Source organism: Streptomyces sp. GL_140 (assembly GCF_057834465.1).
This window is the reverse complement of sequence record NZ_CM174404.1, coordinates 6,805,425-6,822,941: the sequence shown is the minus strand read 5'-3', so window position 1 is coordinate 6,822,941 and position 17,517 is coordinate 6,805,425. Positions and strand designations below refer to the sequence as shown.

Annotated in this window: 16 protein-coding genes; 7 read left to right on the top strand and 9 right to left on the bottom strand. The window is 69.5% G+C overall.

Going from position 1 to position 17,517, the window contains the following annotated elements; all coding sequences use genetic code 11:
- Window positions 1-14: 14 nt before the first annotated feature.
- The 6 genes from AC3IYJ_RS31870 to AC3IYJ_RS31845 all read right to left on the bottom strand — a co-directional run bounded on the left by AC3IYJ_RS31870 (window position 15) and on the right by AC3IYJ_RS31845 (window position 4,250).
- A complete protein-coding gene (locus tag AC3IYJ_RS31870) occupies window positions 15-1,418 on the bottom strand; it encodes an 8-oxoguanine deaminase (RefSeq protein WP_489397969.1) in 1,404 nt (467 codons plus the stop codon).
- 206 nt (window positions 1,419-1,624) lie between these two features.
- Window positions 1,625-2,548: a factor-independent urate hydroxylase gene (gene pucL, locus AC3IYJ_RS31865; protein WP_489397968.1), complete on the bottom strand. Its 924-nt coding sequence runs from the start codon at window positions 2,546-2,548 to the stop codon at window positions 1,625-1,627.
- 1 nt (window position 2,549) lies between these two features.
- Window positions 2,550-2,942: a hydroxyisourate hydrolase gene (gene uraH, locus AC3IYJ_RS31860; protein WP_250740538.1), complete on the bottom strand. Its 393-nt coding sequence runs from the start codon at window positions 2,940-2,942 to the stop codon at window positions 2,550-2,552.
- Between the two features lie 8 nt (window positions 2,943-2,950).
- Window positions 2,951-3,466 carry a 2-oxo-4-hydroxy-4-carboxy-5-ureidoimidazoline decarboxylase gene (uraD, locus tag AC3IYJ_RS31855; protein WP_489397967.1) on the bottom strand — a complete coding sequence of 172 codons (516 nt, stop codon included), beginning with the start codon at window positions 3,464-3,466 and terminating at the stop codon, window positions 2,951-2,953.
- Window positions 3,467-3,618: 152 nt separating this feature from the next.
- Window positions 3,619-4,002, bottom strand: coding sequence for a helix-turn-helix domain-containing protein (locus AC3IYJ_RS31850; protein ID WP_489397966.1), 384 nt, complete (start codon window positions 4,000-4,002; stop codon window positions 3,619-3,621).
- On the bottom strand, window positions 3,999-4,250 hold the full coding sequence (locus AC3IYJ_RS31845) for a thiamine-binding protein (RefSeq protein WP_489397965.1): 252 nt from the start codon (window positions 4,248-4,250) through the stop codon (window positions 3,999-4,001). Before AC3IYJ_RS31845 ends, AC3IYJ_RS31850 begins: the two co-directional genes overlap by 4 nt.
- 126 nt (window positions 4,251-4,376) lie before the next feature.
- Here AC3IYJ_RS31845 and AC3IYJ_RS31840 point away from each other — a divergent pair, with 126 nt between their 5' ends.
- The 5 genes from AC3IYJ_RS31840 to AC3IYJ_RS31820 all read left to right on the top strand — a co-directional run bounded on the left by AC3IYJ_RS31840 (window position 4,377) and on the right by AC3IYJ_RS31820 (window position 10,965).
- The gene (locus AC3IYJ_RS31840) at window positions 4,377-5,210 is read left to right on the top strand and encodes a TIM barrel protein (protein WP_489397964.1); all 834 of its coding nucleotides are present in this window, start codon (window positions 4,377-4,379) and stop codon (window positions 5,208-5,210) included.
- Between the two features lie 74 nt (window positions 5,211-5,284).
- Window positions 5,285-6,175: a 2-hydroxy-3-oxopropionate reductase gene (locus tag AC3IYJ_RS31835; protein WP_489397963.1), complete on the top strand. Its 891-nt coding sequence runs from the start codon at window positions 5,285-5,287 to the stop codon at window positions 6,173-6,175.
- Window positions 6,176-6,409: 234 nt separating this feature from the next.
- On the top strand, window positions 6,410-7,867 hold the full coding sequence (locus AC3IYJ_RS31830) for a catalase (protein WP_489402988.1): 1,458 nt from the start codon (window positions 6,410-6,412) through the stop codon (window positions 7,865-7,867).
- A 480-nt stretch (window positions 7,868-8,347) separates the two neighbouring features.
- A complete protein-coding gene (locus AC3IYJ_RS31825; protein ID WP_489397962.1) occupies window positions 8,348-8,818 on the top strand; it encodes a hypothetical protein in 471 nt (156 codons plus the stop codon).
- Between the two features lie 74 nt (window positions 8,819-8,892).
- A complete protein-coding gene (locus tag AC3IYJ_RS31820; protein WP_489397961.1) occupies window positions 8,893-10,965 on the top strand; it encodes a tetratricopeptide repeat protein in 2,073 nt (690 codons plus the stop codon).
- 189 nt (window positions 10,966-11,154) lie between these two features.
- Here the strand turns inward: AC3IYJ_RS31820 and gcl are convergent, their stop codons facing one another.
- The gene (gcl, locus tag AC3IYJ_RS31815) at window positions 11,155-12,933 is read right to left on the bottom strand and encodes a glyoxylate carboligase (protein ID WP_489402987.1); all 1,779 of its coding nucleotides are present in this window, start codon (window positions 12,931-12,933) and stop codon (window positions 11,155-11,157) included.
- A 265-nt stretch (window positions 12,934-13,198) separates the two neighbouring features.
- Here gcl and AC3IYJ_RS31810 point away from each other — a divergent pair, with 265 nt between their 5' ends.
- Together AC3IYJ_RS31810 and AC3IYJ_RS31805 are read left to right on the top strand one after the other, a co-directional pair.
- The gene (locus AC3IYJ_RS31810) at window positions 13,199-13,963 is read left to right on the top strand and encodes a hypothetical protein (RefSeq protein ID WP_489397960.1); all 765 of its coding nucleotides are present in this window, start codon (window positions 13,199-13,201) and stop codon (window positions 13,961-13,963) included.
- A gap of 41 nt (window positions 13,964-14,004) precedes the next feature.
- Complete coding sequence (locus tag AC3IYJ_RS31805) at window positions 14,005-14,493, top strand: glutathione peroxidase (protein WP_489397959.1); 489 nt, start codon at window positions 14,005-14,007, stop codon at window positions 14,491-14,493.
- Between the two features lie 109 nt (window positions 14,494-14,602).
- Here AC3IYJ_RS31805 and AC3IYJ_RS31800 read toward each other — a convergent pair whose 3' ends face one another.
- Together AC3IYJ_RS31800 and AC3IYJ_RS31795 are read right to left on the bottom strand one after the other, a co-directional pair.
- Window positions 14,603-16,144: an AMP-binding protein gene (locus AC3IYJ_RS31800; RefSeq protein WP_489397958.1), complete on the bottom strand. Its 1,542-nt coding sequence runs from the start codon at window positions 16,142-16,144 to the stop codon at window positions 14,603-14,605.
- A 162-nt stretch (window positions 16,145-16,306) separates the two neighbouring features.
- On the bottom strand, window positions 16,307-17,458 hold the full coding sequence (locus AC3IYJ_RS31795) for a winged helix DNA-binding domain-containing protein (RefSeq protein ID WP_489397957.1): 1,152 nt from the start codon (window positions 17,456-17,458) through the stop codon (window positions 16,307-16,309).
- Between the last annotated feature and the right edge of the window lie 59 nt (window positions 17,459-17,517).

Below are 17,517 nucleotides of genomic sequence, written 5' to 3'. Positions count from 1 at the left end.
CGGACTCCGTGGGATCAGGCCTGCGCGGAGATCCGCGCGAGGCGCTGGGCCTCTTCCCGGGTGGACACGGCGATCGCGTCCTCGTCGGCGAAGAGAAGACGGTTGTTCTCGACGATCTGCTTGCCGTTGACCAGCGAGAGGGTCACAGGAGCGGCAGCACCGAAGACCAGGGCGGTGACCGGGTCGGCGATTGAGGAGTGGGCCAGGGTGCTCAGGTTCCACATCACCAGGTCGGCGCACTTGCCGACCTCGAGCGAGCCGATGTTGTCGGCGCGGCCGAGGACCTGGGCGCCACCGTACGTACCGAGGCGCAGGGCCTGGCGCGCGTTGAGGGCGCGCTCGCGGTGGACCGGGTTCAGGCGGTTGATCAGCAGCGCGTTGCGCAGCTCGGTGTGCAGCTCACCGGACTCGTTGGAGGCGGTGCCGTCCACGCCGAGGCCGACCGGTACACCGGCGGCGAGCATGTCCGGGACGCGGGCGATGCCGGCGGCCAGACGGGCGTTGGAGGACGGGCAGTGCGCGACACCGGTCTTCGTACGGGCGAACGCGGCGATGTCGGAGTCGTTCATGTGGACGCTGTGCGCCATCCACACGTCCTCGCCGAGCCAGCCGGTCGACTCGAAGTAGTCGGTCGGGCCCATGCCGAACAGTTCCTTGCAGAACTGCTCCTCTTCGACGGTCTCGCTGCCGTGCGTGTGCATGCGCACACCGAGGCGGCGGGCCAGCTCGGCGCCCTGCTTCAGCAGCTCGGTGGAGACCGAGAAGGGGGAGCACGGGGCGACGGCGACCTGGGTCATCGCGTCGAAGGAGTAGTCGTGGTGCTTCTTGACGGTCGCCTCGGTGTCGGCGAGCGCGCCTTCGAGGGTCTCGACCGCGTGGTCCGGGGGCAGGCCGCCGTCCTTCTCGCTGCGGTCCATGGAACCGCGGGCGAGGGTGAAGCGGACGCCCATCTCGGACGCGGCGCGGATGATCGACCCGGAGAGGTCGCCCGAGCCCTTGGGGAAGACGTAGTGGTGGTCCATGGCGGTGGTGACGCCGCCCTTGGCCATCATCGCCAGCGAGCCCTGGGCCGCCGTGTACGTCATCTGCTCGTCGATGCGCGCCCACGTCGGGTACAGCGCGACGAGCCAGTTGAAGAGGTTGTGGTCGGTGGCCAGACCACGCGTGATCCACTGGTAGAAGTGGTGGTGCGTGTTGACCAGACCAGGGGTCACGAGGTGTCCGGTGCCATCGATGCGACGGACTACGTTGACGAGGTTCTCGGGGGCCCTGCCCGCACCGATGGCCTCGATCCTGTTACCGGCGACCACGACATGGCCCGAGGCGTACTCGGTGTCGTTGGCGTCGACGGTTGCAATCGCACAGTTTTCGATGACGATGCGCTCTACGATGCTGTCACGGGCTGCCGATGCTGTCATGGGACTTCCTCGTGCTTTCAGTGGCGGTACGGGCACGGCAAAACCCTGGGGATTTGAGTGCCGGAGCCGGGGGCCTTGGCAGCTGACAGTACTGCCGCCCCATATGTTGCTACCGGGTGCCGAGATTCACGAAGTGTGGATGTCTGACGGGCCGGGTGATGCACCGTCCCGGGGCCACTGCGGGGCCCCGGGACGCGCGTGCCACATCAGAGGTTGGTCATGTCCACGGGGATACGGGCGTCGACGCCGTCGCGGAGGACCGTCGCCTCGATCAGACCGTACGGGCGGTCCGCGGCGAAGTAGACCTCATTGTCGTTCTTGAGACCGAAGGGCTCGAGGTCGACGAGGAAGTGGTGCTTGTTCGGGAGCGAGAAGCGAACCTCGTCGATCTCCGAACGGTGGTTGATGATCCGCGAACCCATCTGGTACAGGGTCTGCTGGAGCGACAGGGAGTAGGTCTCCGCGAAGGCCTGCAGCATGTGCTTGCGGGTCTCGGCGTAGGACTTCTCCCAGTTCGGCATCCGCTGGTCGTCGTCGGACCAGCTGAAGCGCCAACGGGCCGAAACCTGGGTCGCCAGGATGCGGTCGTAGGCCTCCTTCAGGGTCGTGTACTTGTCCTTCACGTAACCCCAGAACTCGGAGTTCGTGGAGTTCATGACGACGAGGTCCTTGAGGCCGGAGATGACCTCCCAGTTCTTGCCGTCGTACGTGATCTGGGTGACCCGGACCTCGCCGCCGTTGCGGACGAAGGAGTGGTTCACCTCGTCGGCGCCGATGAACTTGGAGTTGGCGTCCGAGGTGGCGATCCGGGACCAGGAGTACTCCTCGATCCGGATGCGCGCCTTCTGGATCGGCTCCTGGCTGTTGACGAACCAACGCGCCAGGTGGATGCCGAACTGCTCGGCGGACTCGATGCCGTACTCCTTGGCGAAGGCGTACACCGTGTTTTTGGTGGTGTCCGTCGGCAGGCAGTTGGCGTTCGAGCCGGAGTAGTGGACGTCGTCCATGTCACCCGAGAGGGCGACCGAGACGTTCAGGTCCTTGATGTGATGGGTGTCGCCGTCCCGCGTGATCTTGACAACGCGGTTCTCTGCTTTGCCGTACTGGTTCTGGCCCAGAATGGTGGCCATGCTAGCTCCCTCGGTAAACGGAGTAGCCGAACGGGTTGAGCAGCAGCGGTACGTGATAGTGCTCGCCCGGGTTCACCGCGAAGGTGATGGTGACCTCGGGGAAGAACGCACCGCTGTCCCTTACGCGGGGGGCGTCCTGCTGTGCCTCGGCGGCTTGCTTCTTGGAGAAGTACGTCTCGGTCTCGAAGTCGAGACGCACGTGGGTGGTGCCCTCCGGCAGGGCCGGCAGGTCCTTGCAGCGCCCGTCCGCATCGGTGGCGGAGCCGCCCAGGGCCGCCCACTCGCCGTCGAGACCCGTACGGGCCGACAGGGAGATCGCGACGCCTTCGGCGGGCTTTCCGATGCTGGTGTCCAGGATGTGCGTGGACACCGACGCGGTGGTCTCAGTGCTCATGCTCGGTCTTACTCTCCTTCTGCGGATTCCACGAGACGGGTCAGGCGGATCCGGTTGATCTTGACGAGCTCGCCACGAGCGATTTCCCGCTCCTGTTCCGGCGAGTTCTCGATCCGGACCTTGACCGCGTCCCGCATGAACTCACCGGTCGCACCGGTGGCGCAGATGAGGAAGACGTGGCCGAACTTGTCCTGGTAGGCCAGGTTCAGTTCGAGGAGCTCGTTCTTGAGCTCCTCCGAGGCACCGGCCATGCCACGCTGCTCGCGGGCGGAGGTCGGGTCTCCCGGCTTCGGGCGGCCGATCGGCGCGTGGCCTCCCATTGCCTCGGCCAGGTCCTCGGCGGTGAGCTCGGCCATGGCCGCCTCGTTCGCCGAGAACAGGGTTTCGACGCCGGCGAAGGGGCGCTGGGCGAGCAGCTTGCTCCCCCATGCCGAACTGGCGCACACCTCGTGGAGCTCGGCCGTGGCCGCGCTGTCGTCCAAGGTGTTGAACCGGGTGAGACCCGGGGTCGGACTCGAAGTCACGGTAGGCCTCCGTGGCCTTGTTGCTTTGACGGGCTGGGCATAGCTAACGCGCTCGACAACACGGCGTCAACACTTTGTTGAAACTTCCCGTACACAAAAGCCGCCGCCCGGATGAATAGGGCGGCGGCTCGTCACTTTGAGTCAGGTCAGCTTCACTCTTGGTTGGCTTTATTCGGATTTTCCCGGTTCAAATAGTTGTAAACCGTGAACCGACTGACTCCCAGGGCTCCCGCGACCGTCTCCACGCCGTGCCGGACGGAGAAGGCGCCTCGCGCCTCGAGTATCCGTACGGCGTCCTGCTTGGCCTTCCGGTCCAGCTGGGACAACGGTACGCCGTGCCGGCGCTCCAGCGCCGCCAGGATGTGATCCAGCGAGTCGGAGAGCTGCGGAAGCCGTACGGCCAGCAGGTCCTCGCCCTCCCAGGCGAGCACGACGTCGTCGGGCGTGGCCTGGGACGGATCCATCAGCTCGCCGCCCATCGCGTCCACCAGCGGCTTGACGGCCGTGACGAACGGGTGATCCAGGGGCTCGGTCATGGGGTGTCCTCCCCGATCACATTGACCTGGAGCGAGACGCGCGTCGCTCCGGAGGCCAGCGCGTCGCGCAGCAGCGCACTGACCGCAGTCAGCACCTCCTCGGTCTCCCCTTCGGCCGTGTTGCCGAACGGGCCGACATCCACCGCGTCCAGTTGGGCCTTCTGGATGACCTCGCGAGCGGCCACGGCATGGGCGGGGGCCTCTTCAAGATCGAAGGGCTCGGTCGTGAACTCCACTCTCAATCGCACGTCGCTCAAGCTACCCGGCAGTCTGGACTTTTCGGCAGTCGGTACTTGACAAGTGAGACACCGGGCTTGCAATCTTCCATCAGGCAGAAACTAACTTCCGCAATACGGAAGGAGCGCACACCCCTCATGGGATACACGGACCAGCGCTTCGATGTAAATCTTTCGATCCTCTTCACGGAACTCCCGCTCCTGGAGCGTCCCGCGGCTGCCGCCGCAGCGGGCTTCACGGCGGTCGAGCTGTGGTGGCCCTGGATTGAGACCCCCACCCCCGCTCAGGCGGAGCTCGACGCCCTCAAGAAGGCTCTTGAGGACGCCGGGACCCAGCTGGTGGGCCTGAACTTCTACGCCGGCCAGCTGCCGGGCCCGGACCGCGGTGCGGTTTCGGTTCCCGGTGAGGAGTCGGAGCGCTTCAACGCCAACATCAACGTGGCGGCGGACTTCGCCGCCTCGGTCGGCTGCAAGGCGCTGAACGCCCTCTACGGCAACCGCGTCGAGGGTGTGGACCCGGCCGTCCAGGACGAGCTCGCGCTGAAGAACCTGGTCGTGGCGGCTCAGGTCGCGGACCGCGTCGGCGCGATCCTCCTGATCGAGACCCTGAACAAGCCCGAGTCGCCGCTCTACCCGCTGGTGAGCGCCCCGGCCGGCATCGAGGTAGTGGACAAGGTGAACGAGGCCACCGGCCTCGGCAACGCCAAGTTCCTGCTCGACCTGTACCACCTGGCGATGAACGATGAGGACCTCTCCGAGGTCATCGAAAAGTACGCCGCCAAGACCGGGCACGTCCAGATTGCGGACAAGCCGGGACGAGGTGCCCCCGGCACCGGCGACCTGCCTCTCGAAGAGCTGCTCGACCAGCTCCAGAAGGCCGGTTACAACGGTTATGTCGGTCTTGAGTACAAGGCCGCAGACGCCGCCGCCTCCTTCGCGTTCCTGCCGGCCGAGGCCCGCGCCGCGAAGTAAGCGGAAAAGTCCGGGCGATCAGCCAGGCACCACACGAACTTTTCGTACAAAGCATTAAGAGAAGGACCCTCATCATGAGCAACCTCCCCAAGATCGCGTGGATCGGTCTCGGCATCATGGGCTCCCCCATGGCCGAGAACCTCCTGAAGGCCGGCTACTCGGTCACCGGCTTCACGCTGGAGCAGGACAAGCTGGACCGCCTGGCCGCCGCCGGTGGCTCCGCCGCCGGTTCGATCGCCGCGGCCGTGGCCGACGCCGACGTCATCATCACGATGGTGCCCGCGTCCCCGCACGTCGAGGCCATCTCCTACGGCGAGAACGGCATCCTCGAGAACGCCAAGTCCGGCGCGCTGATCATCGACATGTCGTCGATCACCCCGCAGACCTCGATCGACCTGGCGAAGAACGCCGCCGCCAAGGGCATCCGCGTCATCGACGCCCCGGTGTCCGGTGGCGAGGCCGGTGCCATCGAGGCCGTCCTGTCGATCATGGTGGGTGGCGAGCAGGCCGACTTCGACGAGGCCCTCCCGATCCTCGAGGCGCTCGGCAAGGTCATCGTCCTGTGCGGTCCGCACGGCTCCGGCCAGACGGTGAAGGCCGCCAACCAGCTCATCGTCGCGGTCAACATCCAGGCGTGCGCCGAGGCCGTCGTCTTCCTCGAGAAGTCGGGCGTGAACCTCGAAGCCGCTCTGGACGTGCTCAACGGCGGTCTGGCCGGCTCCACGGTCCTGACCCGCAAGAAGGCCAACTTCCTGAACCGCGACTTCAAGCCCGGTTTCCGGATCGACCTGCACCACAAGGACATGGGCATCGTCACCGACGCCGCCCGCAACGTGGGTGCGGCCCTCCCGGTCGGCGCCGTCGTCGCCCAGCTGGTCGCCTCGCTGCGCGCCCAGGGTGACGGTGGCCTGGACCACTCCGCGCTGCTCCGCGCGGTCGAGCGCCTCTCGGGCGCCCAGATCTGAGCCCGCGGCCCGCTCGCGGGCCGCAGCTCCACTCCCCTCCGGGGGATCTGAGTTTCCGGATGGTGCCGGTGCTGACACCTGTCCTGTCGCGCCCAAGCGCCGGCACCGTCCGGATTTACCTCACCGCCATCTTTCTTTTCAACAAACTGTTGACGTCGAGTTCATGCCGAAATTAGGCTGTTCCGCATGACGGAAGACGGATTCCGTCAGCAGTTCCCCGTACGGAAGGTCACCATGTCGAAGCGCACGCTGACGACCGAGTCTGGCGCCCCGGTCGCCGACAACCAGAACTCCGCTACCGCCGGCGTCGGTGGCCCCATCCTGGTCCAGGACCAGCAGCTCCTCGAGAAGCTTGCCCGCTTCAACCGTGAGCGCATCCCGGAGCGTGTGGTGCACGCCCGCGGCTCCGCCGCGTACGGCCACTTCGAGGTGACCGACGACGTCACCGCGTACACCAGCGCCGCGTTCCTGAACACGGTCGGCAAGAAGACCGAGACCTTCCTGCGGTTCTCCACCGTGGCCGACTCGCTGGGTGGCTCGGACGCGGTCCGCGACCCGCGCGGCTTCGCGCTGAAGTTCTACACCGAAGAGGGCAACTACGACCTCGTCGGCAACAACACCCCGGTGTTCTTCATCAAGGACCCGATCAAGTTCCCCGACTTCATCCACTCCCAGAAGCGCGACCCCTTCACGGGCAAGCAGGAGCCGGACAACGTCTGGGACTTCTGGGCGCACGCCCCCGAGGCGACGCACCAGATCACCTGGCTGATGGGTGACCGCGGTATCCCGGCGTCGTACCGTCACATGAACGGCTACGGCTCCCACACGTACCAGTGGACCAACGCCCAGGGCGAGGCCTTCTTCGTCAAGTACCACTTCAAGACGAACCAGGGCATCCGCAGCCTCTCCGGTGAGCAGGCCGCCGAGCTCGTCGGCAAGGACGGCAACTCGCACCAGACCGACCTGCTCCAGGCGATCGAGCGCGGTGTGAACCCGAGCTGGACCCTCTACGTCCAGATCATGCCCGCCGCCGAGGCCGCGGACTACCGCTTCAACCCGTTCGACATCACCAAGGTGTGGCCGCACTCGGACTACCCGCTGCAGCGCGTCGGCCGTCTGGTCCTGGACCGGAACCCCGACAACGTCTTCGCCGAGGTCGAGCAGTCCGCGTTCTCCCCGAACAACTTCGTCCCGGGCATCACCGCCTCGCCGGACAAGATGCTCCAGGGCCGTCTGTTCGCGTACGCCGACGCCCAGCGCTACCGCCTCGGTGTGAACCACACCCTGCTGCCGGTCAACGCCCCGAAGGCGACCAAGGCCGACAACTACGGCCGCGACGGCGTCATGGCGCTGCGCAACGGCTCGCGCCACGACAAGAACTACGAGCCCAACTCGTACCAGGGCCCGGCCGAGACCGGCCTGGCGCTGGGCGCCCCGAAGGCCGTCTCCGGCTACACGGGCACCCACGAGGCTCCGGCGCACACCAAGGACGACGACTTCTTCCAGGCCGGTGAGCTCTACCGCCTGATGTCCGAGGCCGAGAAGCAGCGTCTGGTGGCGAACATCGCAGGCGGCCTGTCGCAGGTCACCATCGAGGACGTCATCGAGAAGAACCTGGCTCACTTCCACGCCGCGGACGCCGACTACGGCAAGCGCGTCGAGGAGGCCGTTCGCGCCCTGCGCGACGCCTGAGCCGAAAAAGCTTCACCGGGGGCCTGACGGGAGGTCAGGCTCCGGGTGACGAGCCCACACTGCGGACCCGGATGAGGGGTGGTACGCGGTGAGGGCAGGACGAGGACCGTGGCGAGCGTGCGAGCCAGTGCGGTGGTAATGGGTTCCGAGGCCCGTCTCTTGACCTGAGGGAGACGAAGCCGGAGTTCTCGTCGCCCGCCCGCCACGGTCCCAGCCAAATCCTCCTCGTATACACAGGGGCCACGCACAGAGCCCCCTGTGTATATAGGGGACAACCTCCCCCACCCTCTCCGCCCGGTGGTGCGAACGTCCTGTCGCGCCAGCCTCGTACCGTCGGGCGGTACCAAACCAGAGAGCCGAGTCACGGACGGTCCCGTGACTCGGCTCTTTGTCATGTCCAGATGCGATTCCGGGTGTGTGCCCAAGGGCCGCGGGGATAGGCTCCGGGAGATCGCCGATGATCTACGGAGGGGGCAACGCATGCTGCCGGAAGCCTTGTTGGCACTGGCCACGGCCGGGGGGACGGCCGTGGTCCAGGCCGCCGGAACGGAGGCCTGGGAGGGCCTGCGCACCCAGGTGGCCCACTGGTTCGGGCGCGGGGACACCGGCCGGGTGAGCGGTGAGCTGGTACGGCTGGACCGGAGCGCCGCCGAGCTCGCCGCGGACGACACCGGCGGGGAACGGGCCCGCATCCGCCAGGAGGCCATGTGGCAGGCCCGCTTCGAGGGGCTGCTGGAGATGCTCCCCGACGACCAGCGCGACCGTGCCGCCGAAGAACTGCGCGCCCTGCTCGGCGCTGCCGCCGCGCCCGGGGTGTCGGCCGGCGACTCAGGGCTGGCCGTCGGAGGGGACCTGCACATCAGGGCCGACCACGGATCGATCGCCGCCGCGGTGATCCACGGAGGTGCGCACCTGAGCCCCCCTCCCCCGCCGGCTCCGTCCCAGGGCTGAACGGACCGGCTGATCCAAGCCCCCTCCCCGCCGGGCCCGCAGAGCCGTACGCCGTCCGGGCCGGGCACTACGGCATGGCCGTCGGCCGCGCCGACCACGTCTCCTACTACGCCGCCTCGCGCGCTCCGGCGTCCTGGCCGCTGCGGGTCGGCACGGTGCCCGCCGCCGCACGCCGCTTGCGGCCCCGGGACGGGCTCGAAGGCCGCTCCGGGCTGCTGGTCGGCACCGCGGGCACCGGCAAGACGCAGCAGGCCGCGCACCTCGCCCGTACGGCCTGGGACGAAGGCCGCCTCGACCTCCTCGTATGGGTCACGGCCACCGACCGGGAAGCCGTCGTCCAGGGCTACGCGCGGGCCATCGCCGAGATCACCGGATCGGACACCGCCTCGCCGGAACAGGCCGCGCAGTCCTTCCTCGCCTGGCTGGGCCCCGGTTCCGGGACCCCCCGGCGGCGCTGGCTGGTCGTCCTGGACGGCGTGGCCGACCCCGACGACGTACGCGGCCTGTGGCCCCCGGTCCACCCGGACGGGCGGACCCTCGTCACCACCAGGCGGCGGGACCTCGCGCAGCCGGGCCCGGACCGGGCCGTGGTCCCCGTGGAGGGTTTCACCCCGGCCGAGGCGACGGCGTACCTCCACGAGGTCCTGGCCGGGAGCGGACGCCACGGCGACGGGCCCGAGGAGCTGGAGGGGCTGGCGCGGGAGCTGGGCCTGCTGCCGCTGGCCCTGTCCCAGGCCGCGGCCCACCTCGTCGGCGCGGGGATCGGCTGCGCCGAGTACCTCCGGCTGCTGCGGGAGGAGGGCGGCAGGACGCTCGGCGAGCTCGTGCCCGGTCCCGGCGCGCTGCCCGACGGCCAGCCCTTCGGCGTGCACGAGGTGTGGCGGTCCTCCCTGGAGCGGGCCGACCGGACGGCGCCGGCCGGACTGGCGCGTCCCCTGCTGGAACTGGCCTCCCTGCTCCCTCCCGAGGGCGGCCCCGAAGCCGCCCTCACCGGGGCCGCCGCCAGGCGCCACCTGGAGCAGTACCGCACGGCACCGGCCCCGGGCGGGGCCGGACTCCGCACGGACGACGTGACGGAAGCCCTCCGGGTCCTGGACCGGCTGGGCCTGATCGGATACGCCCCGGCGGACCCCCACCGCTCCGTACGGGTGCATCCGGTCCTCCAGCGGGTCACCCGCGAGGCGGTGCCCGCGCACCGGGCCGGGAAGCTCGCCTGGACCGCGGCCTCCGCACTGGTGGACGCGGCCGACCGCAACCGCGACGATCCCGGCTTCGGCCCGGCCCTGGTGGCCTGCACCGATGCGCTGAGGCGCCGCGTCGAGCCGGCTTTGTGGACCGACTCGCGCAGGGACGCCCGGTCCGCCGAGCTCGCCGTCCTCTTCGCCGCGGATTCGCCCCTCGGCGTGCACCCGCTGCTCTTCCGGGTCGGCGAGTTCCTGGGGGCGACGGGCTGGGCGGAAGCGGCCCGGCAGCACTTCGAGCGGCTGGCGGACGAGGCCGAGCGCCGCCAGGGACCGGGGTCCTCCGTCCTCCACGGCGCCCGCGAGCGCGGCGCGCACTGGCAGGGGGAGTCCGGAGATCCGGCCGGGGCCGCGGCGGCGTACGCGGCGATCCTCGCCGGGCAGATCCGCGCCTTCGGCCCCGGGCACACGGCCACCCTGGGCGCGCGGGAAGCCCTGGGCCGCTGGCGCGGCCGGGCGGGGGACGCGGCGGGCGCGGCCGCGGCCTACGCCGAACTGGTCCCGCTCCAGGAGCGGACGTACGGGCCGGCGTATCCGGGGGTCTTCGAGAGCCGCGCGCAGCTCGCGCGACTGCGCGGCGAGTCCGGTGACGCGTACGGGGCCGCCGTGGCCTACGAGGCGCTGCTGAACGACCTGCTGCGCCACCTTGCCGCGCAGGGCGGACCCACGCTCCCGCGCGAGAGCCCCGCCGGGCCGGTGCGGACGCGGCCGGACTGGTCCGACGTCTTCGGCGCGCACCACGGTCACGCACACTGGCGCGGCCGGGCCGGGGACGCGGCCGGAGCCGCGACCTCCCTCACCCATCTGCTGAACGAGCGGGCGAGGGTGCTCGGCCCCGACCATCCCGACACCGCGGCGACCCGCCGGGAGCTGGCCCACTGGGCACAGTACGCGCGGGGGAGGTAGCCGGGGCGGGACCGGTGGACCGGGACCGGTGGCGGGATCGGGTGCCGTGGCCGGGCGGGGAGCGCCCACGGCGTTCCGCCCGGTGGGACGCTCCCGGGACCTGGGAACCGTAGGGCACGCAGAACGGCCCCCGTTCCTCCTGGAGGAGGGACGGGGGCCGTTCGGCGGTGCTAGACCAGCCTGATGGAACTAGGCGGAGATCGGGCGGATCGCGGTAGGGGCGTGGCCCGGCTCGGTCGCGAGCTCTTCGAACTCGGTGACGTCGCTCATGTCGACGGTCTTGCTCATCGAGATGTTGGTGACGCGCTCCAGGATGGCCTCGACGACGACCGGGACGCTGAACTCGGCGGCCAGCTTCTTGGCCTCCTCGAGGGCGGCACCCAGCTCGTTCGGGTCCGTCACGCGGATGGCCTTGCAGCCGAGACCCTCGACGACCTTGACGTGGTCGACGCCGTAGACACCCAGCTCGGGGGCGTTGATGTTCTCGAACTCGAGGTTGACCTCGAAGTTGATGCCGAGACCACCCTGCGCCTGACGGATCAGACCCAGGTAGGCGTTGTTCACGAGGACGTGGACGTACGGGATCTTGTGCTGCGCACCGACGGCCAGCTCCTCCAGCATGAACTGGAAGTCGTAGTCACCGGAGAGCGCGACGACCGGGGTCGTCGGGTCGGCCTTGGCGACACCCAGCGCGGCCGGGATGGTCCAGCCGAGCGGGCCGGCCTGGCCGCAGTTGATCCAGTGGCGCGGCTTGAAGACGTGCAGCATCTGCGCACCGGCGATCTGGGACAGACCGATGGTGGTGACGTAGCGGGTCTCCGGGCCGAAGGCCTTGTTCATCTCCTCGTAGACGCGCTGCGGCTTCATGGGGATGTTGTCGAAGTGCGTACGGCGCTGCAGCGAGCCCTTGCGCTCCAGGTGCGAGGCGACCCAGGCGCTGTAGTCGGGCAGCTTGCCCGCGGCCTTGAGCTCCTTGGCGACCTCGATGAAGGTGACCAGCGCGGCCTTGGCGTCGGAGACGATGCCCAGGTCCGGGGCGAAGATCTTGCCGATCTGGGTGGGCTCGATGTCCACGTGGACGAACTTGCGGTCGCCCAGGTACGCGTCCAGGTTGTAACCGGTGTGACGGTTGGCCCAGCGGTTGCCGATGCCCAGGACGTAGTCCGACTCCAGGAACGTCGCGTTGCCGTAGCGGTGCGAGGTCTGGACACCGACCATGCCGGCGGCGAGCTCGTGGTCGTCCGGGATGACGCCCCAGCCCATGAGGGTGGAGATGACCGGGACGCCGAGCAGCTCGGCGAACTCGACCAGCAGGTCGGAGGCGTCGGCGTTGATGATGCCGCCACCGGCGACGATCAGCGGGCGCTCGGACTCCAGCAGGAGCGAGATGGCCTTCTCGGCCTGCTTGCGGGTCACGGCCGGCTTGTGGACGGCCAGCGGCTCGTACAGGTCGGGGTCGAACTCGATCTCGGTCAGCTGGACGTCGATCGGCAGGTCGATGAGGACCGGGCCGGGACGGCCGGAGCGCATCAGGTAGAAGGCCTCCTGGAACACGCCCGGGACCTGCGCGGCCTCCAGGACGGTGGTCGCCTTCTTGGTGACCGGCTTGGCGATCGACGCGATGTCGACGGCCTGGAAGTCTTCCTTGTGGAGCTTGGCGACCGGGGCCTGACCGGTGATGCACAGGATCGGGATCGAGTCCGCGATGGCCGAGTACAGGCCCGTGATCATGTCGGTGCCGGCGGGGCCGGAGGTACCGATGCAGACGCCGATGTTGCCCGGGGCCGTGCGGGTGTAGCCCTCGGCCATGTGCGAGGCGCCCTCGACGTGGCGAGCGAGGGTGTGGCCGATGCCACCCACGTTCTTGAGCTCGCGGTAGAACGGGTTGATCGCAGCGCCGGGCACGCCGAACGCTTGCGAAACGCCCTCACGCTTGAGGATCTCCACTGCAGCGGCGGCGGCTGTCATACGAGGCATCGAGTTCTCCTGCGGGTCTGGCGGTCAGGCTTTTCCGTAATCCGGAAGTTTTGTTCTGCTATACGGAACAAGCTAAGCGTCGGCCTCGCGCACGTCAAGACGGGATGGCAGCCCGGAACCCACCAAAAGCCGCGTCTCGGTCGGTGAGTTGTACGAAAAACCAGGCCTCGGCCGAAAATCGGGGGTCCGCCCACCCCGGTGGTGGCAGGTGGTGGAGCATGGGGCTACGCACAGCGACGGAGGGGAACCAGGTCTCATGGCGGATGCGGTACCAGTGCGCTGCCCGGCGTGCCTGCGCGAGAACGACTACACGGTCCCGGTCTTCCCCTGCGCCTGCGGAAGCCCGGTCACCCCGCCGCTGGACCTGTCGGCGCCGCCCCGGGAGCTGACCCATCGCACCTGGTCGGACGGCTGGGTGGCGGTGCGGTGCGCGGCCTGCGGGCGGGAGAGCGAGTGGCCGCATCCGGAGGTGGGGTGCGGATCCTGCGGGACGGTGGTGGCGGTTCCGGTGCACCTGCCGGGCACGGAGCCCGCCCAGGCGGCTCAGGCCGCCCCTTCGGCCGCTGGAGTCCCTGGAGCCCCGAGGCCTCAGGCCCCCGGCCCCACTCCGCCGTCGGGTGGGCCCGTGGCGCCCCGCCCCGCGTTCCGCCCGGTGACCATCCGGACGGCCCGGGACGCGGTGGCCACGGCCGCGCTCTACCTGCGCTGGCTCGGCTTCCAGGACGTGCGCCAGCCCGACGGCCGGCCCATCCCGTCGGCGGCGGTGGACCTGCGGGCCCCGGGCCTGGTCGCCCAGGTCGACCCGACCACCGCTCCGGCCGGGCTGCGGGCCGTGGAATGCGTCTGGCTGAACGGGCTCACGGCTTCCGCGACCAGCGTGTACTTCGCGCTCGCCGGATATACGGAGGACGCGCGCGCCCGCGCGGACGACCTGGGGATACCCCTCTTCGTCATGGACCTCACGGGCATGCCGCAGCCGGTCAACGACCCGGCGGACGAGCTCGTCGGTGCGGGGGCCTAGGCTCGGGGGGTATTACGCGTATTCCTGCCGAGGAGAGCTTGATGAGCCTGTACGACATCCCGCTGACCACCCTGTCCGACGAGCCCACCAGCCTCGCCGCGTACAAGGGCAAGGCGATCCTGCTCGTGAACACCGCCTCGCAGTGCGGCCTCACCCCCCAGTACTCGGGTCTGGCCCGGCTGCAGTTCAAGTACGAGGAGAAGGGCTTCACCGTCATCGGCGTGCCCTGCAACCAGTTCGGCGAGCAGGAGCCGGGCAACGCCGAGGACATCCAGACCTTCTGCGCGGCCGGTTTCGGCGTCACCTTCCCGATGCTGGAGAAGTCCGAGGTCAACGGCGAGAACCGGCACCCGCTCTACCAGGAGCTGGTGAAGACCCCGGACGCCGAGGGCGAGGCCGGGGACATCACGTGGAACTTCGAGAAGTTCCTGATCTCCCCCGCCGGCGAGGTCGTGGGCCGCTTCCGCCCGCGCACCGAGCCCGAGTCCCCCGAGGTCATCGCCGCGATCGAGGCGCAGCTGCCGGCGTAAGTGCGGGCGCGGTTGCCGGCGCGGCTCCCCGCGCGGTTGCCGGCGTGGTTCCCGGCGCGGGCGTCCCCTTGTGCGGACGCCCGCGGTACGGGCACCAGCGGCGCGGAGGTCAGTTCACCTGCCGGTCGCGGCCCGACCAGTACGGGTCGCGGAGCTTGAACTTCTGGATCTTGCCCGTGGCCGTGCGCGGGATGACGTCGCGGAACTCGACCGTCGTCGGCGCCTTGTAGCCCGCCATGTGCTGCTTGCAGTGGGCGATGATGTCGGCCTCCTCGGCCGTGGCTCCCTCGGCCAGCACCACCAGGGCCTTGATCGTCTCGCCCCACTTCTCGTGCGGGACACCGATGACGGCGACCTCGGCGACCGCCGGATGGCTGAAGATCGTGTCCTCCACCTCGATCGAGGAGACGTTCTCGCCGCCGGTGATGATCACGTCCTTCTTCCGGTCGGAGATCGTCAGGTGGCCGTCGGCTCCGTCGACGGTTCCGCCGTCGCCGGTGTGGAACCAGTCACCCTCCAGCGCCGCCCCGGTCTCCTCCGGCTTGTCCCAGTAGCCGTCGAGCACCACGTTCGAGCGGGCCAGGACCTCGCCGGAGTCCGAGACCTTCAGCTTGACCCCGAGCGCGGGCAGGCCCGCACGGGACAGCTTGCGCGCACGCTCCTCGGCCGGCAGGGCCGCGTCGGCCGGCCGGGTCCGGTTGAAGGTGAGGAGCGGGGAAGTCTCGGTGAGGCCGTAGATCTGGGTGAATTCCCAGCCCAGCTCCTCCTCCACACGCTGGATGGTCCTGGTCGGCGGCGGGGCGCCCGCGCAGACGATGCGTACCGTGTCGCGGCCCGGGACGGCGCCCTCCCAGGTCGCCGCCGCGTCCAGCACCGTGTTCCACACGGCGGGCGCGCCGCACATCAGGGTCACCCCGTGCTCCTCCACGCGGCGCAGGATCTCCGTCCCGTCCACCTTGCGCAGGACGACCTGCTTCACGCCGAGGCCGGCCATGACGTACGGCATGCCCCAGCCGTTGCAGTGGAACATCGGCAGCGTGTGCATGTAGACGTCGCGCTCCCACACACGGGTGTGCAGGCCGAAGGTCAGGCCGTTCACCCAGATGTTGCGGTGCGTGAGCTGCACGCCCTTGGGGCGGGCCGTGGTTCCCGAGGTGTAGTTGATCGTCGCGGTGGCGTCCTCGTCCGGCCTCGACCAGGGGCGCGGCTCCACGCCGAAGCGCATCAGCTCGGTGTCGCTCTGGCCACCGAGGACGTAGCGGTGGCGCACCTTGACGCCGGAGAGCGACCGGTCCAGTTCCGGGTCCACCAGCAGGACCGAAGCACCGGACTGCTGGACCACGTACGCCACCTCCTCGGGCTTGAGGCGGAAGTTCACCGGCACGCAGATCCGGCCGCTCATCGGCACCGCGAACAGCAGCTCGAGCATCCGCGCGGAGTTGTGGCTGACCACCGCCACCCGCTCGCCCTCGCCGATCCCCAGCGCGTCCAGCCCCGCCTGCCAGGCCCGGACCCGCTCGCCCAGTCGCCCGTACGTCGACTCGGGCACCGGCGCCGCGGGCTGGTCGGGCTCGTCGACCACGCCGGGGCTGGAGGAGAACCCCAGCTCCGCCCGGTCGAGGAAGTCCGTGACGGTCATGGGAATCCGCATTGCTTGCTCTCTCCTATGTCCGGAACAGGTACGCGAAGCCGTTCGAGCCGTGCACGCCATGCGCGCACGGCGCACGCACGCACGCCGCACGCACGCCGCACGGTGCATGCATGACTCACGTCGCATCGTGCCGTGTCCGGAGGCCGGGCCACCAGAGCGGCGTCAGCCGTGGATTGACCCGAAGCGGACGGACCCCTCGGCGCCGTCCTCGACCATGGCGGCGAGGAGCCCCTCCCCCTCGGCGATGATCTCCGCCGTACGGGTCTTCGTAGCCTCGGCGAACAGCTCGACGGTGAGGGTGTTCCCGTCCAGCTTCCAGAGCCCGGCGAGGAAGCCGTCGAGCAGGAGGACGCAGTGGGCCTGGTTCACGGTCCAGGTGCGCCCCTTGAGCTCGGGGGCGATCACGCGGGTCCGGTCGGCGTGGGAGAGGAGCAGGTTGTCGAACTCGGGCAGGAAGCGCGGCGGCGCGGGCACGTCGGCGTCGGGGCGGGGCGCTTCGGGCAGATCGAAGAGTTCCACGCCGTTCTCGTCCCGGAAGACGACCAGCCGCGGCCGCAGCCGCTCGAAGGCTTCGCGCAACCGGGTGAGACCGGCCCAGGTCTGCATGTCCTTGACGGAGGCGGGCCCGAAGGCACCCAGATACCGCAGGACGGCGTCATCAACGGCCTCCACCCCGGCCCCACCCCTTCCCCCTCCCTCTCCTGCCCCCACCCCTGCCTCGACCTCGGCGCCCACCCACACCCCGAGGGTGGTGAGCCGCACCTGCCCGCTCCTCCCCCACACCCCGCGCGGGGTGATCTGCACGAGTGGCAGCCGGCAGCGCGCGGCGACGGACAGCGACTGCGGATCGGCATCGGGCCACTCCTTCAGCAGCTCCTCGCGGATCTCCCCCATGGTGCGGGGCTCCTCCTCCACGAAGTCCCGCGCGAGCCCGGCCAGCCGGTCCAGGTCGACCCCGACCAGGCCCTTGCGGAAGTTGTTGACCTCCCGGTCACGGGCGGGCTGCACGAGCGGCCGCAGCGTCAGCGCGTCGCGGGCCGTGTGGGTGTGGATGGTCGACCGCATGGTGACGATCCGGAGCACCTCCCGGGACTCCATCAGCCCGGCGAGCTCCGCGGGCCGGAATCCGGCGAGGCGGGCGTGGAGCTGGAAGTACGGCGGCTTCACGTTCTGCGCCTGCAGCCCGAGGAGATGTGCCACCGCATCCTGCGCGGGCATCTCGGTACGGCTGAGGAGCAGCTGGCGCGCGAGCGTGGCGCGGTTCAGCGAACGGGTATCAAGTACGGGATGCGTCGTCCTGGTGCTGGAGGCCATGACAGCAACCTAGCCACCCTTGCGGACAACTTCTGTCCGCAACCCAAACTCACCACCCA